Origin of the sequence: Undibacterium sp. Di26W, from assembly GCF_049340265.1 — a bacterium.
Classification (GTDB): domain Bacteria; phylum Pseudomonadota; class Gammaproteobacteria; order Burkholderiales; family Burkholderiaceae_D; genus Undibacterium.
Window position 1 is genome coordinate 1 of sequence record NZ_JBMPOR010000020.1, and the last position, 25,491, is coordinate 25,491.

General features: G+C 50.6%; 27 protein-coding genes. 19 read left to right on the plus strand and 8 right to left on the minus strand.

The annotated features are described in order from the left end of the window. Positions 1 to 236 (plus strand): hypothetical protein (locus tag ACO0LM_RS20390; RefSeq protein WP_423039387.1); only part of this gene is annotated, 236 nt, incomplete at its 5' end. A 58-nt stretch (positions 237 to 294) separates the two neighbouring features. Here ACO0LM_RS20390 and ACO0LM_RS20395 read toward each other — a convergent pair. After that, positions 295 to 1,017 (minus strand): RraA family protein, encoded by a 723-nt coding sequence (locus ACO0LM_RS20395; protein WP_423039389.1) that lies wholly within the window; start codon positions 1,015 to 1,017, stop codon positions 295 to 297. Positions 1,018 to 1,069: 52 nt separating this feature from the next. Here ACO0LM_RS20395 and ACO0LM_RS20400 point away from each other — a divergent pair, with 52 nt between their 5' ends. Then, complete coding sequence (locus ACO0LM_RS20400; RefSeq protein WP_423039391.1) at positions 1,070 to 1,963, plus strand: LysR family transcriptional regulator; 894 nt, start codon at positions 1,070 to 1,072, stop codon at positions 1,961 to 1,963. A 425-nt stretch (positions 1,964 to 2,388) separates the two neighbouring features. Here the strand turns inward: ACO0LM_RS20400 and ACO0LM_RS20405 are convergent, their stop codons facing one another. The 4 genes from ACO0LM_RS20405 to alaS all read right to left on the minus strand — a co-directional run bounded on the left by ACO0LM_RS20405 (position 2,389) and on the right by alaS (position 6,758). Next, positions 2,389 to 2,616 (minus strand): sulfurtransferase TusA family protein, encoded by a 228-nt coding sequence (locus ACO0LM_RS20405; RefSeq protein WP_186947484.1) that lies wholly within the window; start codon positions 2,614 to 2,616, stop codon positions 2,389 to 2,391. 397 nt (positions 2,617 to 3,013) lie between these two features. Continuing rightward, on the minus strand, positions 3,014 to 3,529 hold the full coding sequence (locus ACO0LM_RS20410) for an NUDIX domain-containing protein (RefSeq protein ID WP_423039393.1): 516 nt from the start codon (positions 3,527 to 3,529) through the stop codon (positions 3,014 to 3,016). A 101-nt stretch (positions 3,530 to 3,630) separates the two neighbouring features. Beyond that, positions 3,631 to 4,167 (minus strand): GNAT family N-acetyltransferase, encoded by a 537-nt coding sequence (locus ACO0LM_RS20415; protein WP_423039395.1) that lies wholly within the window; start codon positions 4,165 to 4,167, stop codon positions 3,631 to 3,633. Further along, entirely contained in the window at positions 4,146 to 6,758 is a 2,613-nt protein-coding gene (gene alaS, locus ACO0LM_RS20420; RefSeq protein WP_423039397.1) for an alanine--tRNA ligase, read from the minus strand. Before alaS ends, ACO0LM_RS20415 begins: the two co-directional genes overlap by 22 nt. A gap of 1,126 nt (positions 6,759 to 7,884) precedes the next feature. Here alaS and ACO0LM_RS20425 point away from each other — a divergent pair. After that, positions 7,885 to 8,253: a VOC family protein gene (locus ACO0LM_RS20425; RefSeq protein WP_423039399.1), complete on the plus strand. Its 369-nt coding sequence runs from the start codon at positions 7,885 to 7,887 to the stop codon at positions 8,251 to 8,253. Between the two features lie 143 nt (positions 8,254 to 8,396). Here ACO0LM_RS20425 and ACO0LM_RS20430 read toward each other — a convergent pair whose 3' ends face one another. Next, positions 8,397 to 8,567: a hypothetical protein gene (locus tag ACO0LM_RS20430; RefSeq protein ID WP_423039401.1), complete on the minus strand. Its 171-nt coding sequence runs from the start codon at positions 8,565 to 8,567 to the stop codon at positions 8,397 to 8,399. A gap of 236 nt (positions 8,568 to 8,803) precedes the next feature. Between ACO0LM_RS20430 and ACO0LM_RS20435 the strand changes: the two genes are divergently transcribed. From ACO0LM_RS20435 to ACO0LM_RS20450, 4 genes are all read left to right on the plus strand, one after another. Then, entirely contained in the window at positions 8,804 to 9,583 is a 780-nt protein-coding gene (locus ACO0LM_RS20435) for a YrhB domain-containing protein (protein WP_423039403.1), read from the plus strand. A 336-nt stretch (positions 9,584 to 9,919) separates the two neighbouring features. Next, entirely contained in the window at positions 9,920 to 10,561 is a 642-nt protein-coding gene (locus tag ACO0LM_RS20440) for a hypothetical protein (RefSeq protein ID WP_423039405.1), read from the plus strand. 356 nt (positions 10,562 to 10,917) lie between these two features. Continuing rightward, complete coding sequence (locus ACO0LM_RS20445; protein WP_423039407.1) at positions 10,918 to 11,625, plus strand: hypothetical protein; 708 nt, start codon at positions 10,918 to 10,920, stop codon at positions 11,623 to 11,625. 209 nt (positions 11,626 to 11,834) lie between these two features. Continuing rightward, complete coding sequence (locus tag ACO0LM_RS20450; protein ID WP_423039409.1) at positions 11,835 to 12,176, plus strand: hypothetical protein; 342 nt, start codon at positions 11,835 to 11,837, stop codon at positions 12,174 to 12,176. Between the two features lie 203 nt (positions 12,177 to 12,379). Here the strand turns inward: ACO0LM_RS20450 and ACO0LM_RS20455 are convergent, their stop codons facing one another. Next, positions 12,380 to 12,703 carry a hypothetical protein gene (locus ACO0LM_RS20455; RefSeq protein WP_423039411.1) on the minus strand — a complete coding sequence of 108 codons (324 nt, stop codon included), beginning with the start codon at positions 12,701 to 12,703 and terminating at the stop codon, positions 12,380 to 12,382. A 150-nt stretch (positions 12,704 to 12,853) separates the two neighbouring features. Then, positions 12,854 to 13,600, minus strand: coding sequence for a glycerophosphodiester phosphodiesterase (gene ugpQ, locus ACO0LM_RS20460; protein ID WP_423039413.1), 747 nt, complete (start codon positions 13,598 to 13,600; stop codon positions 12,854 to 12,856). Positions 13,601 to 13,645: 45 nt separating this feature from the next. Here ugpQ and ACO0LM_RS20465 point away from each other — a divergent pair, with 45 nt between their 5' ends. The 12 genes from ACO0LM_RS20465 (at position 13,646) to ACO0LM_RS20520 (ending at position 25,447) form a co-directional block, all read left to right on the plus strand. Further along, positions 13,646 to 14,887 (plus strand): CaiB/BaiF CoA transferase family protein, encoded by a 1,242-nt coding sequence (locus ACO0LM_RS20465; protein ID WP_423039415.1) that lies wholly within the window; start codon positions 13,646 to 13,648, stop codon positions 14,885 to 14,887. A gap of 171 nt (positions 14,888 to 15,058) precedes the next feature. Beyond that, positions 15,059 to 16,183: a sensor histidine kinase gene (locus ACO0LM_RS20470; RefSeq protein ID WP_423039417.1), complete on the plus strand. Its 1,125-nt coding sequence runs from the start codon at positions 15,059 to 15,061 to the stop codon at positions 16,181 to 16,183. A gap of 24 nt (positions 16,184 to 16,207) precedes the next feature. Continuing rightward, positions 16,208 to 17,035, plus strand: a complete 828-nt coding sequence (locus ACO0LM_RS20475; protein WP_423039419.1) for a LytR/AlgR family response regulator transcription factor — start codon at positions 16,208 to 16,210, stop codon at positions 17,033 to 17,035. Between the two features lie 408 nt (positions 17,036 to 17,443). Then, entirely contained in the window at positions 17,444 to 17,923 is a 480-nt protein-coding gene (locus ACO0LM_RS20480; protein WP_423039421.1) for a GNAT family N-acetyltransferase, read from the plus strand. Positions 17,924 to 17,971: 48 nt separating this feature from the next. Continuing rightward, the gene (locus tag ACO0LM_RS20485; protein WP_422985818.1) at positions 17,972 to 18,877 is read left to right on the plus strand and encodes a sulfurtransferase; all 906 of its coding nucleotides are present in this window, start codon (positions 17,972 to 17,974) and stop codon (positions 18,875 to 18,877) included. A gap of 312 nt (positions 18,878 to 19,189) precedes the next feature. Next, positions 19,190 to 21,250 (plus strand): M13 family metallopeptidase, encoded by a 2,061-nt coding sequence (locus ACO0LM_RS20490; RefSeq protein ID WP_423039423.1) that lies wholly within the window; start codon positions 19,190 to 19,192, stop codon positions 21,248 to 21,250. Between the two features lie 192 nt (positions 21,251 to 21,442). Further along, positions 21,443 to 21,886 (plus strand): hypothetical protein, encoded by a 444-nt coding sequence (locus ACO0LM_RS20495; protein ID WP_423039425.1) that lies wholly within the window; start codon positions 21,443 to 21,445, stop codon positions 21,884 to 21,886. Continuing rightward, positions 21,883 to 22,710: a DUF2145 domain-containing protein gene (locus ACO0LM_RS20500; protein ID WP_423039427.1), complete on the plus strand. Its 828-nt coding sequence runs from the start codon at positions 21,883 to 21,885 to the stop codon at positions 22,708 to 22,710. Before ACO0LM_RS20495 ends, ACO0LM_RS20500 begins: the two co-directional genes overlap by 4 nt. A gap of 151 nt (positions 22,711 to 22,861) precedes the next feature. Then, positions 22,862 to 24,133, plus strand: a complete 1,272-nt coding sequence (locus ACO0LM_RS20505) for an RNA polymerase sigma factor (RefSeq protein ID WP_423039429.1) — start codon at positions 22,862 to 22,864, stop codon at positions 24,131 to 24,133. A gap of 103 nt (positions 24,134 to 24,236) precedes the next feature. After that, entirely contained in the window at positions 24,237 to 24,659 is a 423-nt protein-coding gene (locus tag ACO0LM_RS20510; RefSeq protein WP_423039431.1) for a VOC family protein, read from the plus strand. A gap of 27 nt (positions 24,660 to 24,686) precedes the next feature. Further along, complete coding sequence (locus ACO0LM_RS20515) at positions 24,687 to 25,031, plus strand: YciI family protein (protein WP_423039433.1); 345 nt, start codon at positions 24,687 to 24,689, stop codon at positions 25,029 to 25,031. Between the two features lie 11 nt (positions 25,032 to 25,042). Further along, positions 25,043 to 25,447 (plus strand): VOC family protein, encoded by a 405-nt coding sequence (locus ACO0LM_RS20520; RefSeq protein ID WP_423039435.1) that lies wholly within the window; start codon positions 25,043 to 25,045, stop codon positions 25,445 to 25,447. The last annotated feature ends 44 nt before the right edge of the window (positions 25,448 to 25,491 follow it).

Consider the following 25,491-nt stretch of genomic DNA (forward strand, 5'->3'; position numbering starts at 1 on the left):
AGAAAAGAACAACTTCCAACCCCGCTGTTTGGTATAGTTATCCACAGCCGACATCTGAAAATGCGGCGCCCGGCCCTGGGTCAATATTCAATCAGCAGGGTGGGTCAATATTCAATCAGCACGAACACCCGTTGTCAAAAGCACCTTTGCCACCTTGTGCCTCGCAAACCGTCGCTGCGCCAAAATTGCGCAATGCGTTGAGTGTGTCTTGGGAAACAATCTTGTACATGGTGTGAATATCTTGTATGGAGGAACGGGAATGGACGAGGAGCAAAGCGCAGGTATCTACTGCCTTTAGCCCACTTGCTGTCCTGGGTTGCGCTGCAGGGTGTGGTATCCAAACTGAAGACGGGCGTCTGAGAGCTTCATCCCCGTCAATCCGGCATACACAATTTGCAATTCGACTTTGTGCATAGCCACCGCACGCTTCAGAACTTCCTCTGCCCTCGTCGCCGGAATGATCACTACGCCGTCTTTGTCAGCGACGACGAAATCGCCTGCATTAACCCGCACGCCTCCCAGTATCACTGCCTCACCGATAGCATCGACCTGCACACGATCCTTGCCAGTGCGCATAAAACGACCCGCGCCATACAAGGGATACCCGGCGTCATCTGCCTCGGCAGTGTCGCGACACACACCGTTGATGACTGTTCCTGCAATGCCGCGATGCGCCGCAATCCGGCTCATGATCCCACCCCACACCGTGCAGTCGAGCCGGCCGGCGTTATCGAGTACTACAACAGCTCCTTGAGGAATATCATCAAGGTAGTCACCCACCGTGCCCGGCTTTGCGGTATCTATTGGAACGAAACGCACAGTGAATGCCGTACCGAAAATCCGTTGTGGTCCAGCAATCGGTACAATGCCAGCCGCACAACCCGGAAGGTAAAAATAATCCAATGCGTCAGAAATCTCTGCCGTAGACAAGCTGCTTGCCTGTGTCAATGTCTCTGGATTGACATGCTGGTTCACGAGAACCCCCGGTTGAAGTGTTGATGTTGAGGGGAGTTTCATATAAAGTGATTCACATATCAAACATCGATTATTGATTCTTAATTCAATAAAAATGAACTTACGTCAAATCCGGTATTTTTGCGAAATAGTCGAGGCGGGAAGCGCGACCCATGCCGCAGAGCGATTACATGTAGCGCCCACAGCCATCAGCATGCAGTTGGCACAACTTGAATCTCAGTTGGGCGGCGAGTTGTTTGATCGCTCCCGACGGCCGATGGAACCCACGGCCCTGGGCAAATTCTTTTACCCTCGGGCCAAAGAATTGCTGGCGCAGACTGCGCGCCTGGAAGACGAGGCGCAAGGCATTGCTACCGGCAGCCATGGCTGGTTGGGTATCGGTTTCACCCGTTCCTCCACATTTTCCATTTTGCCGCGCACCATCCGGAAATTTCGTGAATCGTTCCCACATGTTCAACTTGATCTGGTCGAAGCTTTGTCCGAATATCAGCCGGCACAATTACGTCAGGGGCGGATAGATATCGGAATATCGCGTTTTATAGGTGACTTCGAGACACCCGCCGATCTCACCCATGCAGTAAAAATCGACGATCCTCTGGTAGCGGCACTGCCGATCAGCCATGTGCTCGCAAGGCGTAAATCCTTATCCGCAGCGGATCTGGCCACGATTCCATTTATCCTCTATCCCAAAGATCCAATCAGCCCCTTTGGCCAGCAAATAGTGGCACTGCTCAAGACGGCCGGGCCGGAACCTGTGGTGGCATACAGAGCTGTCGAGATTTACACGGCACTCTCGCTTGTTGGTGCGGGGCTGGGCGGGACACTGGTCGGACGTTCGATTTCCGAAAACAATCGAAGTGACGTTGCGTTCGTCCCGGTGCGTAATATTCAGACCAGTACTACCGTAGTAGCGGTCACCCGCTCAGATGAAAACAGCAAGCTGGTCTCTTCGTTTCTCGATATTCTCGCAAACTATAGCCAGCAATGAGCCTGCATGTTCTTCCGGACATGGATAAGTCAGTTCACAGACTTTCATGACTATCACGCTGATTCTCGATACTGGTCATATCTATGTGTCTGGTACATATAACCAGAGAGTTTTGCAGACGACGTCAAAACTGTGGCAGATGAAAATAGTAAACAGCGGCGCTGTTTAAAACAGTTTTATCTGAATTAGAAAGAGTTGGGAGCACATAAAAATCGTACGACTGCGTGGCAGCATTCACCAGCGAATGGAGATGAGTCGATCTGGCATAGTCAATTCAACCAGCAACAGAACAGTTTGACATTGATTGGAGACCCGGCAATTCAAGCATACAAATAAAAATACCCTCAAATATTAACTTGAGGGTATTTTTTATACGCCAGTAAATTGCGTATTCAACTGTCTGATTTTATATGACCAAAGCAAACTTACTTGCGTTTGATGAAGTATTCAAACTCTTTACTGCCTTCCATGTGCGACAGCAATTCATTGCCGGTCTGCTTGGAAAAAGCCTTAAAGTCGCGGACAGATCCAGGATCGGTCGCCAAGACATGCAAGACTTCACCGGTGAGCATTTCTGCCAGTGCCTTCTTGGTCTTTAAAATTGGAAGAGGACAGTTCAGTCCGCGTGCATCCAGTTCTTTATTGAATTGCATGATTTTCCCAGTAATACAAATTGAATAAGCTAATTCGCCCGACAATTGATGCACCAATTCTACCGGAATTTTCATTCACATGGTGCAACGCAGCAGACTAACAACAGAAGAGTTCAACATCTTTAAAGTTCTCGCACAAAAATAGTGCGATACAAAAAATTTTCTGTCTACAGCCTACGCCTTCATCTTAGTCATTAAACTGACTGCTGACTTACTTTACTCAGGTATTTGATCAAAACAATTGTAAAATCCACAGATGTTTGTAAGTATTACATCAATTTTCCGATTACTGGCGTCGTACTGCAACGCTTTATTGTGCAAATGCACAGAATCATATGGCGGTTTTTGCACAAGTATTTCCCGACAATCGCTGTTCGGGTGTGTTGCTTGGTGTTGCCTAGCTTTGCCATTCCATATACACCGGTTCCAGGCCGCGCGAGCGCATCCAGTCTGCCATGGCGTGGCCGGTGCCGGCATTCCAGGGCCGCAGTTTTTCTGGTGCGATCAGGCGGTATTCAAGCAGTTCTGGTGACAGGCGAATCTCGCCAGATGCCTTGACGTGATAGGCGATGATGAGTTCGTTTTTTTTGATGAATTCGTAGACGCCGATGAGGGTGATCTGGTCGGCATCGAGATTGGTTTCTTCCTTGAGTTCCCTGGCGACGCCTTGCTCTGGTGTTTCGCCACGTTCCATGAAACCAGTGATCAGGGCAAAGGTTTTTTCTGGCCAAGCGGCATTGCGGGCCAGCAGGATATGGCCTTCGACTTCGACCAGGGCCGCCAGTACGGGCAAGGGATTATCCCAGTGTGTCCAGTGTCCATCCGGGCAAGCCAGGCGCATCTTGCCAGCCTCCTGTTCATCCGGACGCAGTATGAGTGAAATGGCACAAACGGGGCAGAATTTAATTTCCATATAAACCTCAGACTGTCATTCGCAGGTGGCTGTGACACTGGGTATGTGGGCGACCTGGCACAACACTGGCACAGGCCGCCGATTCCCTGGCAGCAGCCGGTTTATGTTTGTTTCAGCGGCACCATCGCCTGGCGAGGATGCAAGCGCGCCATGGCATAACTATCGACAAATTCGCCGTTGCGAAAGGCGTGGGCACGCATGGTACCTTCCATGTCGAAACCAAATTTCTGGTACAGATGTATGGCTGCGGCGTTATCACAAAACACGGTTAATTCCACGCGCAGCAGGTTGAGCCAGTTATCAGAAATATGCAATAGCTCGGTCAACAATGCAGTGCCTATGCCACGCCCGGAAAACGCATCTGCCACGCCCATGCCCACACTGCCTACATGCTGACGCCTTTGAGCTTTTTCCAGATGCAGGCTGGCTGAACCAACCACCACGCCATCGTAGATGGCGACCAGGCGGGTGTCTTTGGGGTCGGTCTTTTCCAGTCGCTCCTGCCACATCTCTAATGAAGGATGTGGCAGTTGCAAAGTACCGGCATAGGTGCCGGTACTGGCGAACACCCTTTGCAACTGGGCCGCATCTGATACTTCAGCGCGACGTACGTGTATCATAACTTGGCGCTGACCCATTCGCTGACACCAGCCAGTGCTTTTGCCAGACCACTGGCATCCGTACCACCAGCTTGTGCCATGTCAGGGCGGCCACCACCTTTGCCACCGACTTGCTGGGCCACAAAGTTGACCAGGTCACCGGCTTTGACTTTGGATGTGCTATCCGCTGTCACACCGGCAATCAGGCTGACCTTGCCATCATTGACGGCAGCCAGCACGATGGCGGCGGTTTTCAGCTTGTCTTTGAGCTTGTCCATGGTTTCACGCAGGGCGGTCACATCAGCGCCTTCCAGCGTTGCTGCCAGCACCTTGATGCCTTTGACATCCACTGCCTGGTTCACCAGTTCATCGCCCTGGCTGGAAGCCATTTTGGATTTCAGCGTAGCCAGTTCTTTTTCCAGCGCCTTGACGTGATCCTGCACTTGTCCAATACGCAGCGTCAGTTCTTCTGGCTGGGTTTTCAGGGCTGCTGCTGCTTCATTGATGCGGCTGTTCAGGTTTTGTACCAGCGTCAGCGCAACTTCGCCCGTCACCGCTTCTACACGGCGGATACCGGCAGCAACGCCGCCTTCAGCCACAATCTTGAACAGGCCGATATCGCCAGTACGGGACACGTGGGTACCACCGCACAGCTCGCGCGAAGAACCGATGTCGAGTACACGTACTTCATCGCCATATTTTTCACCGAACAGTGCCATCGCACCATGCTTGACAGCATCGTCATAGCCCATGACTTGTGCCTGGGTAGCGGCATTCGCCAGAATTTCACGGTTGACGATGGTTTCTACCTGACGGATTTCATCAGTTGTCATCGGCGCATTGTGGCTAAAGTCAAAGCGGGTTTTTTCTACATCCACCAGTGAGCCTTTTTGCGAAACATGGCTGCCCAATACTTCACGCAGGGCCTTGTGCATCAAATGCGTGGCAGAGTGATTACGCATGGTTTGTGCGCGGATTTCTGTCGCCACTTCCGCTTTCACGCCTTGCGCAATGCGAAGGCTGCCAGATTTCAACACACCATGGTGGCCAAACACATCGGCTTGCACCTTCAGCGTATCGCTGACTTCAAACACCGTACCATCCGCTGTCACCAAGACACCAGAATCGCCCGCCTGCCCGCCAGATTCAGCATAGAAAGGCGTGGTATCAAGTACCACGATCGCATGCTGGCCAGCCTTGATTTCATTGACGGCACTGCCATCGACATACAAAGCGATGACCTTGGCTTCATGCTGCAATTGGTCGTAGCCGACGAATTTGGTTTTATCGCCGCAGTATTCAATTGCCGCAGCCATCTTGAATTTGCCGCCTTCACGCGCTTTCTTCCTTTGCGCTTCCATCGCCACTTCAAAACCAGCTTCGTCCAGAGCGACTTTGCGCTCGCGGCAAATGTCTGCTGTCAGGTCCAGCGGGAAACCATACGTGTCGTACAAGGTGAAAGCTGTTTCGCCATCCAGGCTTTTGCCATCTTTTGCCAGTGCCGCTTCCAGTATCTTCATACCGTGTTCCAGCGTTTCACCAAAACGTTCTTCTTCCTGCTTCAAAACCTGGGCAACACGTTCAGCCGCTTCAGCCAACTCAGGATAAGCAACACCCATTTCCTTAACCAGATCAGGCACCAGCTTGTAGAAGAAAGGCTGGCTTTGACCCAGCTTGTGGCCATGACGCAAGGCACGGCGGGTAATACGGCGCAGCACATAGCCACGGCCTTCATTGCCAGGGATGATGCCGTCAACGATCAAAAAGCCAGCGCAGCGGATATGATCCGCAATCACGCGCAGGGAATTATTTTCCAAATCCGTACAGCCGGTTTCGCGTGCAGCAGCCTTGATCAGGTTCTGGAAGGTATCGATTTCATAATTGGAATGCACATGCTGCAAGACTGCAGACAAACGTTCCAGGCCCATACCCGTATCCACGCATGGTTTAGGTAAAGGATGCAGAACACCCGCTTCATCCTTGTTGAATTGCATGAACACCAGGTTCCAGATTTCAATGAAACGGTCGCCATCTTCATCTGGCGAGCCCGGAGGGCCACCCCAGATTTCCGCGCCGTGGTCATAGAAAATCTCGGTACAAGGGCCGCAAGGACCTGTGTCAGCCATTTGCCAGAAATTGTCGGATGCGTAACGCGCACCCTTGTTGTCGCCAATGCGGATAATGCGCTCTACCGGCACGCCGATTTCGTTTTTCCAGATATCGTAGGCTTCGTCATCTTCCTGATAGACAGTAACTGTCAGCTTGTCTTTTGGCAAACCATAGACAGCCGTCAACAATTCCCAGGCGTAGTGAATCGCATCTTTCTTGAAATAATCGCCGAAAGAGAAATTGCCCAGCATTTCAAAGAAAGTGTGGTGACGTGCGGTATAACCGACGTTTTCCAGATCATTGTGCTTGCCACCGGCACGGACACTGCGTTGCGCTGTCGTGGCCCGGGTGTAGGCACGTTTGTCCTGGCCCAGGAACACATCCTTGAACTGCACCATACCAGAGTTGGTAAACAGCAAGGTCGGGTCATTGCCGGGGATCAGACTGGAAGAGCGCACACGCGTATGGCCCTTGGATTCGAAAAAGCTGAGGAATTTATCGCGGATTTCTGACGAGTTCATAGAGTGATAGTTCAAAGCTGAAAAATAGGGGTAATTTCTGATTATACGGTATAAATTCCGCTAGATATCTGTGGGGGCTAGTTGTGGAAGTCTTGGGTTATTGAAAAATTTATTTAAAAACGAAAGACCTCTCAACACAGAGGCACCGAGACACAGAGCTAAAAGGAGGTAATCAAAAAGTGTTTTTTAAGGCCTGGCGTTGTTTTATCGTCATCAGTATGGCTGGCAAGTACAGGAATATGCATAAATATGATTATCTTTTTTGCAAAAACCAAAAACCACCAACAAAGAAGCTTATTATGGACCAGCTGGCGAGGCAGACAGGGTAACGGAAATTGGTAAACCAAGGGTTAAACTTAAACTCAGCAAACCAAAGTTTACCAATTCCACGTCCTGATTAAATCGACGGCAACCGACCAGAAGCAGCCCATCTAGAAGTGACAATGCATTTATGTTTTGTTGTACATTCCCCCCTAGACTAGGCCGGCGGCCGGATGTTTGCGGTTGATTTGAACTTAAAATCATCAATTTAAACGTACCAATCACCTTTTCTCAAAGGAGCACTAATTGAATAAAGATAGATTTACGGGATATTGCATCCTCGTGGCAGCAGTGATCATCGGCGTGGCACTCGTCTACCACGCTCAATGTGGACGGTATCAATTCCGTACATCGACTCCGCCTGGAATCGTTTGGGTCCTTGATACATTCACAGGTGAGGTGAAAGGAACAAACAGCTGGAAACAGGGCTCCCCGTAATAATTGCTAATGCCCGAGAGGGAACGGTGCTCGCCAGTAGCCGCCATTTAGTCAACGCCCGCAGCTGATATTGCTTCGTTAAAATTGTGTGGCAACAGCCCGCGTAGGTGCGAATAGCCCGCGTAGGTGCGAATAGCCCGCGTAGGTGCGAATAGCCCTGCGTATTCGCACGCATGATCTTGCTTATTGATATTTTTACAGACTGTACATGCGTGCGATTACGTTACGCTAAATGTCCCTAAGCGCTAAATACCCCTGAAAAAAATAGCTTTCCTTGATACAGTTGCGATCCAACACTTATCAAATGGCTGTAACCAGTCCAGGCGACTAAGTTTCGACATTTCAACCAGATTTTGCAGGGAGCGCCATGCCAGCAGTTTTAAACACCATTTTGATTTATGCGAAAAACCCGTCGGCTACGGCCGAGTTTTATCGCAAGTTCTTTGACTTTGAAACCACCGGGGAAATAGTTGAGGGTTTGATCGAGCTTAATTCTCCTGCCTCTGGTGCCAGTATCCTGATTCATCAAGCAGCCAGGACCGTTAAGCTTGGCCAGGTTGGTGTGAAGCTGATGTTTAGCGTCAAGGATGTTGATGGCTTTAAAGAGCAATGCGCGCAACGTGGCCTGGCCTTTGGCAGCACGCATCAGGCCAACGGGTATTCTTTTGCGAATGTCAAAGACCCCGATGGTAATTCGGTGGCGATATCAAGCCGTGCCTATCGTACTACGGCCTGAGCTATCAGAGGTGCCTGTTTGGGTGGGGATCAAGATGGTACGGGCACCGCATGCGAATACGCCCTACCTATTTGCCGAATCAAAAAATTAAAAACTACCTTACATTTATCGGCTTATGACAGACCAACAATGGGAAGTGTTCTTCAAAGCTTGTACGAGGTTGCTTGGACCAGGTACATGGAATCAAGATAATAGCGATAGTTGGTGTGCATGGACAACATTCGATAGCCTGGCAGTTTCGGTGCACTACTGGTCAGCGGGCGTACCGACAGAAGAATTTCTTGCAACTGACCATATCCGCGACAGTGGGCCATGGGGCCAGCCCTTTCTCTACAGCAGCATCGCACACATTATCCTGCCTAGGGAGTTTTATTGGGAATATGCGTCTGAATCTCAGTTCACTAACGGTACAAAACATCAGGACCTTGACGCATTGTCTCTTGAACTACTTCGTCTCGATATCCCGCACAGAATCACACCATTAGTGCTTGAGATTAAGTTGTATTAGATCAAATAGATGCAAATTTAAAAAACAAGAAAATATTACAAAATGATTTTCAATCCCGACATAATTGACGAATTGAGAAAACGCAGAACATCAGGCGAAAAGCCTTCGGTGTTATTGAAATACATCAGAAGCGAATACCCTGATGACCGGGGCCTCGGCTTTACCGCCATAAAATATTTTAGAATCGCTTTTGATCTATCTCTTAAGCAGGTGCTTCCTATTCCTGACTGGGTGAATGGTGGGCTATCGGACGAAACAATTGATGCATATCTTTTGAAGGAACTAACAGTATTTATACAATCTTCAGAAATTGCCGAGCAAGTCGCTCTTGCTTTCCTGGAAAATGGTCCTTTCGCAAATGCCAACCCTAAGCTAATAGCCACAAAACCCCAGGAGTTTGATGAGGGCTGGATTTTTCTCTATCAATCGACAGGCTATATACGAACAGGCGATTTTAGCGACATGTTAGTTGGAAATCCACCTATCTTCGTCCCTCGAAATGGAACTCCTGCACGCCACGTCAGCTATTTCCGCCCTATTGAAGAAATGCTAGCTGCATTTCGTTATTCAGGTAATACAGACGCAAAGGCCAACGCTCAAATCAGGCTTTTTGACTGGAAACAAGGCGCACTAACGATTTCAGCTATACGCGCTATCCGTCAACATTCGTCATTGGGGCTAGGGGTTGCAAAAAAAGCCATTGATGACTGCCTGGCCGGAAACGCATCATTTATAAATACCTCCTCCGTCGCGTCAGCACGTGACTTGGTATCTGTGTTATTAAAGGCAGGATTTATAGCAGAAATTACATACGGTGACTAAATATCTCTACAAGCCAACGGCTATATCTACCCAGTCCGCCAAAACACATTAAACTGCTATGTGCCATTGCTTAGAATCCGCAACAAGCTTCGCCTGCCCGTTATCTCGTTTTGATAGCCCGCGTAGGTGCGAATAGCCTGCGTATTCGCACGCATGACCTTGCAATGACTAATAATATTTTTTTACAGACTCTACGTGCGTGCGACTACGTTACAACCAATCGCACGCGAGCTGATGAGCGTACAATTATGCTGCATCAGATCGAAGCTACGCAGTCGGCATCGGTGCCCATAATGTTGCAGCAAAGCGTATTTTCAGTCTTATTGGAGTATTTTCATGAACAGCAGTAGCCGCCAGATTGTCTTTATCGATGGCGTTGGCGGCAAACGCTACATGCGCGGCAAGTTTGTCCGCTATTTTGAACAGCGAGGGTACTCGGTTTCGTGTTTTGATTACCGTGCATCATCTCTACCCCTTGATGAAATAAAAAAGAATCTGACTGAATTTTTATCCACGGTAGCGCGTGCGGGCGAGTACCATGCGGTAGCTTACTCTTTTGGTGGTGTACTGCTCAGAAGTATCAGCACACAATTGAGCATGCACCAGTCACAGCCAAAACGTGTCGTCCTGCTCGCGTCGCCAATACGCGCCATGAGACTTGCCCGCAGATTGCGTGACTGGAAAATCTACCGTGCACTGACAGGCGAATGCGGCCAGTTTGCCGCTAACGACGACCTGATGAACAGCATTCCCTTGCCAGATATGCCAACCGCGTACATCTATGGAACATGGCCGTGGCTGGGCGCTTTCGGTTTCTTCTTTGGAGTTGGTTTTCCGCATGACGGAATGGTCGCAGCGGATGAAGCAATACCATCGTCACAGACGCAAGCGACGCCAGTTCCGGCAAGCCATGCATTCATTCCATCGAATGATGATGCATTAAGGGCCATGGAAAAGTGGTTCAGTGCAGTTGCTTAGGTCGAACTAACGGGATAGCACCTGCTTGCGTCCAACGCCAGAGGACATGTGGTTTTCCGCATCAGCCGCTTGAGTCCGGCGAGTTAGCTCGCACTCTTCCAAGTTAGATATTGACATTTTTCAGCTCCGACATGCGTGCGATTACGTTGCACTAATCGCACCTACGCGGGCTGATTCGATGAACGAAGGGTGAAAATCTAGAGTCGACGTAAATCGTCAAGAAGAAGCTTTTCGCCAGAATTCAGGCTTCACATTAATTTATGAGACACCTACTGAGAAAAGAGCTATTTCGACGGCGCTTAAGTTGGAGCGTGATAATAGAAACACAGCTATTCAAGTTAGAGTAAGGAAATAATATGGCTAGTTTTAATACCCTGACAATTCAATTTAGGCGACGATTCTCAAAACAAGAAGTTTTGGAAACTGTGTATCAGTCTGCCTATGAAGTTTTATGTAAATTACCTCAACCGTGGGGTTTAGATGGGGTACCAATGAAATCTCTTCCCAATTACCAGGGGCAGATATCTACAGGAGTGTCGTATACCAAACAGCTGAAAGCTTCGCCAATAAAAAATTTTGGAATTGGATTTTTTAACAGAAATCGCAGGGATGAGCCGCCCGATGAATCATCGTATGATGACACGATGACAGTAGGTTTTTATGTAAAGAAAGTGGATCAGAATTGGAAATACTTATTTTCTGAAGTATTTCCTACCTATATACAGGCGTTTAAGCCTTATGTTGGAGAGCTAACCGAAGATAGGATTTTCTCATCCGATATTGGCTCGCGAAATTTTGATACTGGAGAAATTTACCGCAATCCGGATTTTATCGATTCAAGGCAGGGCGTTTGCCGTATTTGGCCAGTCAATTATTGGGATCGTGAACTATGCCATAAAGCATTTCAACTGACTCCGGGAGAGATTGTGAATCGCCTTGCCGGCAAGGTAGCTGAATGCCGGGAATTTGAAAATGGGGTATTGTTGATTTATTCATATGAGCCACCAACAGTTGAACAGATACTGCAAATAAATCCTGAGCTGATGCCTATTTTGCGTGATTAAACCATTCAAGCTTCTGTCTAATTAACTCGACTTCATCTAGTCGTCTAGACAGTACGGCTTTTTTCAAGACGACTACAGTATCTACACGGGCTGAAGGGAAACATGAAGAAGGGGATACCCGAAGAGGTCGTGATAGAGGTGGAAAAAATGGAAAATGGAAAGGGCCTTGGCCTCCGAAAAAAACAAATGTGGTGATTGATGAGGGAAATATGAAAACAATATGTGTGCAACTTCAATCGGATCTTTTACCGGAAATTTCTGCGTTGCCTATCGTTGATATTTTGGAGGAGATGGTTTCCTCTTGCCCTGAAGTATGGAAAATAACATTCACAGTCGAATCAAATTCAGAATGTGACAATTTTAATTTTGTTACTTCTAATGTAAAGAATCTTTGGAAAAAAATCGATGCCGTGCTTGGTTTAACTAGTGAACCACGATCGGCTATTTCGCAAGGAATAATTGTTGTTTGCGAGGGGGAGTATGGTTGGGACGACTACCTTTTACTTCATCATTTCAACGATCAAGAAAAAACTGATCGATTTACATCTTAAACCCCTTAGCACCCGCTCCCGCGTGGCTTGCTAGCCTGGTCACGTCACCACAATCGGCATGAAATTCCCCTTGGCGACCTCTCCCGCCTACAAAACCTGACCTGCGTAAGTCCTAATTAATTTCCCTACAAACAAAAACCGCCAGCATGGACTGGCGGTTGTGCTTTTGGCTTTGCTTTTACAGCAGCACGTATGACCAAAGCTTAATTTGTTGTCGCACTTGCGTTGTGTTTTTTGATACGAATTTTCCTGCTGGCGCGGTTTTCTTCTTTTTCCAGTTTGGCGCGTTCGGCTCCGGTGACTACGCCGTCGGCTTTGGCGGCCTGCTTGTCGGCTTCAATTTTGGTTTCGCGTTTTTCCAGGTTGGTCGCTTCTTTTGCGGTCAATGTGCCACTTTCGATGCCTTTGGCAACGCGCTTTTGTTGCACTTCCTGGCGTTTATCGACATTCGGGGTATTGGTTTGTGCGAAGACAGAACCGGCGATCAGCGTGGCGACCAGTGCGGCAGCAAGTTGGATGGATTTCATGGTTTTTCCCTTTAAAAATTTTTGCGGTCAGTTTTATTGTGAATGAGCAGGCAGCCCATGGTCCAATAACGATGCGGGGATTTTTTTTGATGACAAGAAAAATGTAATCAGTGTAAGCACTCGTAACCACACTATTTCCATCAGGAAATTTTAGAAGTCAGCCGGTATCAAATCTATTCTGTCGGTGCAAAACGCATCCACTCCCCAATGCAGGATTTCTGTTGCCCGTTCTGGGGTGTTGACGGTATAGCAAAACACGCCATAACCGGCATCCTTGATTTCTTTCGTGGTTTCTGGCGTCAGGTATTTGTGATTGGTGTGCAGGGCGCGGGCTGCCAGCTCTTGCAGGCCGGCTTTCCAGTCTGGCGTGACTTTGTCCATCAAAAAGCCACGCGGGATGGTGGGGGCGGCATGTTTGGCGGCCATCAGGGCGCTGAAAGAAAACGAAGAAAACAGCGGCAAATGTACCGCATCGATCACGGCCACATCGGCGAACAGGGCTTGCGTCTGTTCTACCACCACCCTGCCGGTTTCTTCTTCCACACCCGGAGTAGGTTTGATTTCCACATTCATCCAGATGCCATGCCGGCGGCAAAAGCGTACGACATCTGCATACAGGGGCACGGGTTCGCCTTTGAAGCTGTCGGCAAACCATTTGCCGGCATCCATTTTTTGCAAATCTGCAGCCAGGGTGCCAGCCACGCGGCCACTGCCGGGTACGGTTCTGCCAAATTCGGGGTCATGCATCAGCACAGGGATGCCATCCTTTGATAACATGACATCAAATTCCACGGCGGCAAAACCGTGTTCCCATCCGCAACGCATTGCTGCCAGGGTATTTTCTGGTGCCAGTATTCCGCCACCACGGTGGGCGATGACTTTAGGATAGGGCCACATATTGCTCTCCTCGCACAAACATAATAATTCACAGGATAATCGAAGATGCCTACATCGTCGCTACAAAAAACTGCCCTGGGCCATATCCGCGTGCTGGATTTGACGCGGGTACTGGCTGGCCCCTGGTGTGCGCAAAACCTGGCAGACCTGGGGGCAGAAGTCATCAAGGTAGAAAAACCCGGCAGTGGCGACGACACCCGCACCTGGGGCCCGCCTTACCTGCGCGATGCTGAAGGCAACAATACGACAGAGGCCGCCTATTACCTGGCAGCCAATCGCGGCAAGCAAGCCATTACCGTTGATATGGCGACCGAACAGGGTCAGCAGATCATTCGTGAACTGGCTGCCAAATCCGATGTGGTGCTGGAAAACTACAAGGTCGGCCAATTGAAAAAATATGGCCTCGATTATGAGTCATTGAAATTGATCAAGCCCGACCTGGTGTATTGCTCTATCACCGGCTTTGGCCAGAATGGCCCCTATGCCCACCGCGCCGGTTATGATTTTATCGTGCAGGGCATGGGCGGCTTCATGTCGCTGACGGGTGAGCGCGATGACTTGCCCGGTGGTGGTCCGCAAAAAGCCGGGGTGGCGATTGCCGACCTGATGACGGGTATGTATTCCACCATCGCCGTCATGGCGGCACTGACGCACAGGGACAGAACCGGTGAAGGCCAATACATAGACATGGCCTTGCTGGATGTGCAAGTTGCCATGCTGGCGAATATGAACATGAATTACCTGGCCAGCGACAGCGCGCCAAAACGCTGGGGTAATGCGCACCCGAATATCGTGCCTTACCAGACCTTTGCAACGACCGATGGCCACATCATCGTCGCTGCAGGCAATGATGGGCAGTATAAAAAGTTTGTACAGGCAGGTGGCCAGCCAGAATTGGCAGACGACCCGCGTTTCAGCACCAATCCAAAACGCGTAGAGCACAGGGATGTGCTGGTTCCCATATTGGCCGACATGGTGAAACGCAAGACCAAACAGGAGTGGATCAGCCTGCTGGAAGATGCAGGCGTGCCTTGCGGCCCCATCAATACTCTGGATGAAGTATTTGAAAACCCGCAGGTACAGGCACGCGAGATGCAATTCAATCTGCCCCACCCTACTGCCGGCCAGGTGAAACTGGTGGCCAGCCCGATGAAAATGTCGGCCACCCCGCCCCGTTACGCCAGTGCACCACCTTTGCTGGGTCAGCATACCGATGACATACTCAGTGGCTTGCTGGGCTACAGCGAAGCAAGGCTAAAAGACTTAAAAAACCGAAAAATCATATAAACAGGGCCATCCGCATGCCTGGCTAGGCTTGGTCAAGTACAAGGCAGGCTGCGGCTGGCGACCGTTTTGGCCGGGCTGGCGACAAAAAGCCCGGGCTTCGTCCTGTTATGATGTCTTTGCCAGCATGGCCAGTGTACTCTGCAGACTGGCAAATCCACCGTCAGCCACACTATGAACAACACCGTTTTACATCAGTTGCAAGCTTATCTGGGTTCACGCCTGTTACCGTTTTTGCGGATGGCTGCACGGCAGTTTTTGTCAGACCTGCCCCGTCTGATGGTCATCAATGTGACTTGCGGCTTTGCCGTCACTTATGTAATGCGCGCCGGCGGCGGCCTGCTGGACAATATTATTTTTTCCATGTTCATCGGTTTTTCTGCTTACAGCCTGATCAAGCTGACGAAACGCCTGATCTGGGGTGATGGGCAACCGCATCACATAGGCTTCTATGTCATGTGCCTGGTGGTGGCACCGATCGCTTTCGTCGCTGGCACCAGCCTGGCTGCCTTGGTTTTCAGCTACCCGATCAAGCATGTCATGCATTTCGAATGGTCGTATGTCAGCAGTTTTTTCACCCTGACCAGTATTGTCAGCATCGTGGCGGCCTGGTCATTCTGGAGCCGCATCAGGATGTCGGAACTGGTGGCTGCTGCCGAAGCAGAAAAAGCCAAGAACGCCGCCACAGAAAAACAGGCCATGCAGGCACAACTGCAATTGCTGCAAGCCCAGATAGAGCCGCATATGCTGTTCAACACTCTGGCCAATCTGCAGGGCTTGATCGCTATCGACCCGCCACGCGCGCAACACATGCTGGCGCAACTGATCGTGTATTTGCGTACCACCCTGAGTTCTTCGCGGGCAGAACAAACCACGCTGAAGCATGAATTTACCCTCATGCAAGCCTATCTGGAATTGCTGGCCATACGCATGGGCAAGCGCCTGCATTACACCCTGGATTTGCCCGATGATTTGCAGCAGACCGCCATCGCCCCCATGCTGCTGCAACCCCTGGTGGAAAACGCCATCAAGCATGGTCTGGAACCTAAAATGGAAGGCGGCAGCATCCACGTCGTCGCCGAAAAACAGGGCATGCAGTTACATCTGAAAATCATTGATACCGGCCTGGGTCTGCCCTTTAATTATGATGACAATAAGAACACCAGCAATGCAGACCAGCATATCGGCAATGCCAATATCCGCGATCGCCTGCAAGCCCTGTATGGGCCACAAGCCAGCCTCAGCCTGCAAGCCAATCAACCCGAGGGCGCAATTGCCCATCTCACCATACCTCTTTAACTGATTGAATGTGAGTACCTACCAATGACGACAACAGCCAAACGCGCCCTGATCGCCGAAGACGAACCGATACTTTCGCTGACCCTGCAAAAGATGCTGGAAAAACTCTGGCCTGAACTGGAATTGTGTGCACTCGTCGAGAATGGCGTACATGCTGTGCAGGAAGCCCTGGACAAACAGCCTGACATCCTGTTCCTGGACATCAAGATGCCTGGCAAGACCGGGCTGGAAGTGGCGCAGGAGCTGGCCGAAGAATGGCCAGATAACAAAGCCTTCCCCCTGATCGTGTATGTGACGGCCTATGATGAATATGCGATACAAGCCTTTGAACATTCGGCATCCGATTACGTCCTGAAACCAGTCAGCGAAGAACGCCTGGCAAAGACCGTACAAAGATTGCAAGCCAGACTGGATGACGGGGCACAAAGGCCGAATGAGCTGGAACGGGTGCTGGAACAATTACGCCACCTGGTGCCAGGACAGGCACTGTCAGTTGGTACTAACACTGGCAACCAGGCAACACCAGAACGCCTGCGCATTATCCGCGCTGCCGTCGGCAACCAGATCCGCATGATACCGGTCGATGACGTACTGTATTTTGAAGCCACGGACAAATACATCAATGTCGTCACCAAAGAACATTCATCCCTGATACGCAGCAGCCTGCGCGAATTATTGCCGCAACTGGACAGCAGCATCTTTTGGCAAATCCACCGCAGCACCGTGGTCAATACCTTGCACATACAGATCGCCACCAAGGATGAAACAGGCAAGATCAGTCTGAAGCTCAAAGGTAGTGATGACAAACTACAGGTGAGTAGAGTCTATGCACATTTGTTCAGACAGATGTAAGCTAGCGACTTTCAAAGAACCCCCAATGTTGTCCGGAATAATGTGCTTGACTCGTTTTGAACAGCAAGTACGAACCGTGTCTTAATGATTTTTCTAGGTCGGAGACTTAATTCTGCAATTGAATATTATTTGCCAATGGTCGTGCTTAAAGCTCCGTCCCCTTCAAGGGGAAATTTGTGGGAATTCGCAAAGCGCAGCTTTGTGCCGCAAATTTCTAAGCAGCCTGCAAGCTGCGCGGTGGAATGGTTGGGATGGGGATGGGTTTCCGACGTAATTACATTTTGTAGTTAATCAACCGAAACCCATCCCCACCCTAACCATCCCCTTGAAAGGGAGGGAATTTACTCGTTATTGTTTGTCAAGGACATTATTCCAGACAGCAGTGAAAGAACCCCAGAAAAAATATTGATGAGTATGACTAAAGACTTAAACGATTTGCAATGGCAATGTGTCAGCTTTGCCGAATTAAGCAATCTGCAATTGCATGCAATTTATCAGGCGCGCGCTGGCGTGTTTATCATTGAACAAAACTGCGTGTATCAGGATGTGGATGGCAAGGACCCACTATCGCATCACCTGACTGCCTGGACACCAGAAGACGAAGTAGCCGCTTACTTGCGCATCGTGCCCGCCGGCATTGCCTTTACCGAAACCTCGCTGGGACGCGTCATCAGCACCAAGGACTGGCGCGGCACCGGTGTTGGCAAAGCTTTAATTGCAAATGGCATCAAGGCTTTGCATAGGCTTTACCCGGCAGCCAGCATCCGCATAGGTGCCCAGGCTTACCTGGAAAAATTCTATGGCAGCTTTGGTTTTGAGACGGTTTCCGACATCTATCTGGAAGACGATATTCCCCATGTCGAGATGCTGTGGACCGCAAAAGCCTGATTAAATCGCTTATAATGCTGCCAAATCAATGACTTACTGAATTTCATCATGCCCGCTGTAATACAAACACCCGATAAACCTTACGTCAATATTTCTGCCTACAAGTTCATCACTTTCAATGACACCGCTGAAAAACGCCAGGTGTTTCTGGACAAATGCAAGGAACTCAATCTGAAGGGCACGATACTGCTGACGCCAGAGGGCATCAATATGTTCCTGGCCGGTTTGCGCCATGAAATTGATGCGTATATGGATTGGCTGCACCAAGACCCGCGTTTTGCAGACGTGGTTGCCAAGGAAAGTTTTTCTGACCACCAGCCTTTCACCAAGATACTGGTCAAGCTGAAGGCAGAAATTATCACCATGCGTATGCCGTTGATCAAGCCGGAAGAAGGCCGCGCGCCCGCCGTCGATGCCCACACGCTGAAACGCTGGCTGGACCAGGGCCATGACGACCATGGCAAACCCGTGGTGATGGTCGATACCCGCAATGATTTTGAAGTGGACGTTGGCAGCTTTGACAATACGATCGATTACCGCATTGCCAAGTTCACCGAATTCCCGGCTGTCATCGAAGCCAACCGCGATGCCCTGAACGACAAGACTGTGGTGACTTTCTGTACCGGGGGCATACGCTGTGAAAAAGCCGCCATCCATATGCAGAATGTTGGCTTTGACAGCGTGTATCAGTTGGAAGGCGGCATACTCAAGTACTTTGAAGAAGTCGGTGGTGATCATTACCATGGCGATTGCTTTGTGTTTGACTACCGCACTGCACTCAATCCACAACTGGAAGCCACCGATACCAAACAATGCTTTGCCTGTCGCGCCGTCGTCACGCCGCGTGAGCAATTGTCCCCGTGGTATATATCTGGCAAATCTTGCCCGCATTGCAAGAAAGAATCGACTGGTGCCAGTGACCCGACCATTTCAGCAGAAGCCACTGCCGGATAATCCCGCCAGCAACGACCAGCTAGCCTCTACAATAGAAAGCGCGTTTCTGATCAATTCAGCAATGCGCTTTTTGCTTTGCATATTAAAACCAAGCTGGAACTAAGGTTCTGCTGACAGGTCAAAGACCTGTTGCCAGAAACAATGGCTTCTCACCCGGCATAACTAGCCGCTTACGGTCTACATAGAACATAAATAGGACTTACGAAAAATTGTCCCAGCAAGGCGCCAGCGACGAAGACAGTACTTTAGTACGGCGAGGAGCTGCAACGCAGCTGGGGCATTTTTTCGTAAGTCCGATATACAGGGAACAATATGAAACGTCTTCTTCTCAGCACCCTCACACTTGCCTTGCTGGCACCCATCTGCCAGGCTGCCGATTCGGCGCCTGGCAGTGCGGTAATCAAGACCGCCGCCCTGGGCTCTGGCATCAAGCCAGAAAACATGGACAAAGCGACGCGCGCACAGGATGATTTTTACCGCTATGCACAAGGCGGCTGGCTGAAGGCGAATGAAATACCGTCCGACAAATCAGACTGGGGCACCTTCATGCAGGCTCGTGAAGATGTACAGCAGCAATTGCGCAGCATTGTCGAAGGTGCGGCAAAAGACGGCAATACAGCGCCTGGCACCGACCAGCAGAAAATCGGTGACCTGTATAACAGTTTCATGGATGAGAAAAAACTGAATGCACTCGGCATACAGTCACTGAAAACCGAATTGGTCAACATCGCCACGCTGTCAGACAAAAAATCGATACCGACACTGATCGCTCACTTCCACCAAATCGGTGTGACGACGCCGCTGCGCGTTGGCATTCATCAGGACAATAAAAATTCCAGTCAATATGTGGTGGGCGTTTCTCAGAGTGGACTTGGCTTGCCAAACCGTGATTATTACCTGAAGCTGGATGATCCCAAAATGACGGATATCCGCAACAAATACCAGGCGCATATAGAAAAAATGCTGACACTGGCGGGTGAAAAAAATGCGGCCGAGCAGGCCAAAAACATCGTCGCGCTGGAAACTGAAATTGCCAAAGCGCAGTGGACGGCAGTCGAAAACCGTGACCCGGTCAAAAGCTACAACAAGTTTGCCATCAATGACTTGCCAGCGCTGACGCCCGCTTACGACTGGCAAACCTATCTGCAAGCGGCCGGCATGGCAGGCAAAATCAATGAGCTGATCGTTCAACAACCAAGTTATATCAAAGGCTTGAATGAGAGTTTGAACACGAACACGCTCGACGCCTGGAAATCGTATTTCACCTGGCATCTGGTCAACGGGTACGCACCTTTCCTGTCATCCGATTTTGTGAATTCAGATTTTGCCTTCAAAGGTGCACTGATTGCTGGTATCCAGGAAAACCGTACCCGCGACAAACGCGGTGTGGCATTGGTCGACCAGGTGCTGGGCGAAGCAGTGGGCAAGGCCTATGTAGAAAAATACTCTTCTCCTGAAGTCAAACAACGTACTGAAAAAATGGTGCGCTATTTCCTGGCGGCGTTTAAACAAAGCATAGGTACGCTGGACTGGATGAGCGAGGAAACCAAAAAGCAGGCACAGATCAAATTATCCAAGATCAGTGTCAAGATCGGCTACCCCAACAAATGGCTGGATTATTCCAAACTGACTATCCGCAGCGATGACCTGGTTGGTAACCTGATGCGTGCGCGTGCCTTCGCCCACGAAAGAGAAGTGGCAAAGCTGGGCAAACCGATCGACCGCGAAGAATGGCATATGACGCCACAAACAGTAAATGCCTATTACAGTCCGGAGATGAATGAAATCGTGTTCCCGGCGGCGCGCCTGCAATCGCCGCTGTTTGATGTGAATGCCGAAGATGCCTTCAATTATGGCGCACTGGGTATTTCCATTGGCCATGAAATCAGCCATGCCTTTGATGACCAGGGTTCACAGTACGATGGCGATGGCAATCTGCGTAACTGGTGGACCGCCGAAGACAAGGAAAAATTCAAGAACAAAACCAGGGCGCTGGTCAATCAATACAATGGCTACAGCCCGGTGTCTGGCTATTTCCTCAATGGTGAGCTGACGCTGGGTGAAAACATTGCCGACAATGCCGGTATTGTCATGGCCCTGCGTGCCTATAAACTGTCGCTGGAAGGCAAACCGGCACCGGTGATCGATGGCTGGACGGCAGAACAGCGCCTGTTCATGGGCCTGGCACAGGCCAGACGCAACAAATCAAGCGAACAGCGTGCGGTTACCCTGGTCAAGACCGATCCCCATTCACCTGGAGAATTCCGCGTCAACGGCAGCATGGTCAATCACCCTGATTTCTATACATCCTTTGATGTCAAGCCTGGTGACAAGATGTACCTGACACCAGAAAAACGCGTCGCCATCTGGTAAATCAACCAGGTGTCCTGATGACACAAGCAAAGGGCCGGCGTTTTCCGGCCCTTTGTGCATTTGCCATGTCGGCACTCGAAAAGGCATCGTATTTCGCTACCTTTTCTGTAACTATTTGCTACTAATGACAAATTTCTTGCACTTTTATGGTCTCATCATACAGTGAGGTCTTACATCAACGAAGGAGATACCGTGTCAACACGATTGCAAAGATTTGCCCGCACTACAGTCCTGATTACTTCCCTGGTGACATCCAGCCTGTTTGTCACCCAGGCGCAGGCCGGTGATTGCCTGTCATGTGGCCCATCGAATGGTTCCGAAGCCCTGTCCGCAGGCGTTGGCATCGTCATGCTGGGCAGCATGTCGATGGTGGTGGGTTCTGGCGTGGTGGTCGTTGATAGCGTAAAAGCAGCTGCCGATGGTGTCACCGTGGTATTGAAAGGTTCAACCCAAGCAGCCAGCGCGACCGTCAAGCTGTCTGGCAAGGGCATAGAAAAAGCCGCCCTGGTGAGTGGTGCAGTGATAGAAGTCAGCGCCACCACTACCGGCTATCTGCTGGTCAGCGCCGGTCAGGCCCTGGCATTCATACCGAATGAAGTCGGCAGTGCGCTCATGCATCACAACAAGGTGCAATGATGCAGCGCCCGGTACTGAGACGGCTACAGACAGGTGGCAGCACCTGGATCAGGGTTTGCCTGCTGCTGGCCTGCCTGGCATTCAGCCTGCCGTCCTTTGCCGGACGCCCTTGTGAAGACAGTGCGCTTGACCCCAGAAAGGCCATGAAGGCACTGGAACTGGCGCAAAAGACCAAACTCAGGCTGGATGACAGCAAGGCAGAAATCGCCATCATCGCCCGGGTTGGCCAAGATTTATCCAAATACAAGCTGCGCTATTCCCATCTGGGGCTGATACAGCATATGCCCGATGGCACCTGGTCAGTCATGCATGAACTGAACCAGTGTGGCACCGCCAATTCTGACCTGTTTCGTGAAGGCCTGGGCAATTTCTTCCTGGACGACATGTTCGCCTTTGAAACCCTGATTCTCATCCCTGGCCCGGAACTGCAGCAAAGCCTCAAACTTGTCATGGCCAATGGTCGTGCCAAGGGCTTGCACGCGGCCCGCTACAATATGTTGTCTTATCCGTTTTCAACGACTTACCAGAATTCCAATCAATGGGCGCTGGAAGTTATTGCTGCGGCCCAGGCCACGGACATGCAGATAGAAACCCGCAGTCAGGCCCAGGCCTGGCTGAAAGCAGCAGCCTACCAGCCAGATACCTTGCAAATCTCCGCCGCCACCCGGCTGGGGGCACGCCTGTTCAGGGCCAATGTGAGCTTTGACGATCACCCCTTCGATCGTCGCATGGCGGGTCAGATCGATACCGTGACCGTTGAATCTATCGTCAGATTCATGATGGCCAAAGACCCGAAAACAGAAAAACTGGTATTTGGTTTGTAGCAGTCATCTCATGGGAGCGTGTCAGGTGACATGCTCCCTTCCGATAGTGTTACACTTCTGACCACCCGGACGAGTGCATTCCACCACTGTCGCATAGCCCTGTGCTTGCCTCGGTCTGGCTTGATACTCACAGCCATGGGTGATCCAGGTGATGACGGCAAGCAGCAATCCCCAGCACGAACAGTTCAAACAACGCGTTCAGGATATATACCGGCGCGACAGCCGGCGCGTCTTCGCGACGCTGGTGCATTTGCTGGGTGATTTCGACCTGGCAGAAGAAGCCCTGCATGAAGCCTTCAAGGCCGCACTGGAACAATGGCCACAAAAAGGTATGCCCGATCACCCGCACACCTGGCTGGTATCGGCAGGACGCTACAAGGCTATCGACAGTATTCGGCGGCAAAGACGTTTTGATCCGCTGGACCAGCATATCAATACGGTAGAAGCACTGGCGGATGAAAGCACCCTGCCCGGTGAAGCAGAAATCATGGAAGACGACAGGCTGCGCCTGATCTTTACCTGCTGCCACCCGGCACTGGCAGCAGATGCCCAGGTCGCCCTGACATTGCGTGAAGTGTGCGGCCTGACGACCGAAGAAATCGCCCACGCCTTCCTGACCCCGGCACCGACGCTGGCGCAACGCATCGTGCGCGCCAAGGCAAAAATCCGTGATGCGAATATTCCCTACCAGGTGCCAGAAAAAGCCGACTTGCCAGCGCGCCTGCACAGCGTGTTGCGGGTGATTTACCTGGTCTTCAATGAAGCTTACTCCAGCTCTGCCGGTGCATCGGCCCTGCGTCCTGACCTGGCCGCAGAAGCGATACGTCTGGCAAGACTGCTGGAAGAATTATTGCCCGAACCAGAAGTCAGCGGCTTGCTGGCACTGATGCTCTTGCATGAATCCCGCCGCCCTGCCCGTACCGATACCCAGGGTGAGCTGATCGCGCTGGAACAGCAAGACCGGCAATTGTGGAACCAGGCTTTGATCGCCGAAGGATCGGTGCTGGTGGAACAGGCTTTGCGCTCAGGCCGCTTTGGTGCTTACAGCCTGCAGGCTGCCATTTCTGCCGTGCATGCAGAAGCAGCCAGCTATGCCGATACTGATTGGCCGCAGATAGTCGGCTTATATGATGCCCTGCTGCGTGTCGAAGCCAGCCCCATCATCGAATTGAATCGTGCGATTGCCCTGTCCATGTGCAGCGCCGGATTGAAAACAGGCTTGCAACTGGTGGAAAGTCTGCTACAAAATAATGAAATGCAAAACTACCACCTGGCCCACGCCGCCAGGGCAGATTTGCAGCGACGCAGCGGTAATTTACAGCAGGCAAGATTATCCTATGCGCAGGCCCTGACCCTGTGCAAGCAAGAACCAGAGCGTCGTTTTTTGCAAAACAAGCTGGCTGAAATAAAAAATAAAAATTAATTTTTTGGATTGATGTCGATTTGCTGTCTCGCCAATCGACTATCTGATGTGGAGACGCTTTCACGCCCCTTTTTGAAATCAACTAATTAAGGAATTAATAATCATGCCACATCCTATCGCTTATCTGAGTTTTAACGGCAACTGCAAGGAAGCCATGTATTTTTACGAACAAACCCTGGGCGGTAAAATCACCGTCATGATGAGTGGCGCAGAATCCCCCATGGCAGCCATGATGCCGCCAGAATCCGCGCACCGCATCTTGCATGCACGGCTTGAATTGCCGGATGGTGGAATGCTGTACGCTGGTGATTGCCCGCAGCATATACCATATGAAGGTATCAAAGGTGTGACGTTCTGCCTGAATTACGATACGACTGAAGAAGCCACACGGATCTTCAATGCGCTGGCAGAAGGCGGCAAAATCACCATGCCTGTACAACCCGCATTCTGGGCAAAATCCTGGGGCATGCTGGAGGATAAATATGGCACACCCTGGAATATCAACGGCGTTTTGCTGCCTATCTGATTTTGTTTCATCCTTGCTGGAGACCGTATGAAATACCTATGTCTGGTTTATCTCGACAATGAGCATTGGAATGCCTGCCCAGATGAAAAATGTGGGGGGTATGCACAGGACTTGATGGACAGTGGCCACATGCTGGCTGCCGAACCCCTGCACCCTGTGCATACAGCAACCACGGTCAGGGTAAGAAACGGGCAATTGTCTGTGACTGATGGCCCGTTTGCCGAAACCAAGGAAATGCTGGCCGGCTTCTATCTCATCGATGCCAGGGATCTGAATGAAGCCATACAACTGGCGTCAAAAATCCCACCGGCCCAGCATGGCAGCATAGAAGTGCGCCCGGTGCGGACTTTGAACTTGCCAGCAACCATTTAAAGGAAAAGAGTATGCATAAGCAAATCTATATCAACATGTCGGTCAAGGACTTGCCACGTTCCAAAGCATTCTTTAGCAGCCTGGGTTACAGTTTTGAACCGAAATTCAGCAATGACAAGGGGGTCTGCATGATATTGGGTGAAAACCTGTACGCCATGCTATTGGTGGAAGAATTCTTTGCCAGCTTCACCACCAAACCTGTCAGTGACGCCAGAGAGAAAACTGAAGTCCTGATTGCCCTGCCTTGCGACAGCCGTGAACACGTAGACAGCTTGATCGCCAAGGCCAAAGCTGCCGGTGCGACCGTCCCGACAGAACCGCAAGACCAGGGTTTCATGTATGACTGTGGCTTTCACGACCTCGATGGTCACGGTTGGGGATTGTTTTATATGGTGCCTGAAGGCGAATGCAAATAACAGTACACCACAACAAAAAAAACCGGCACGCAGCCGGTTTTTTC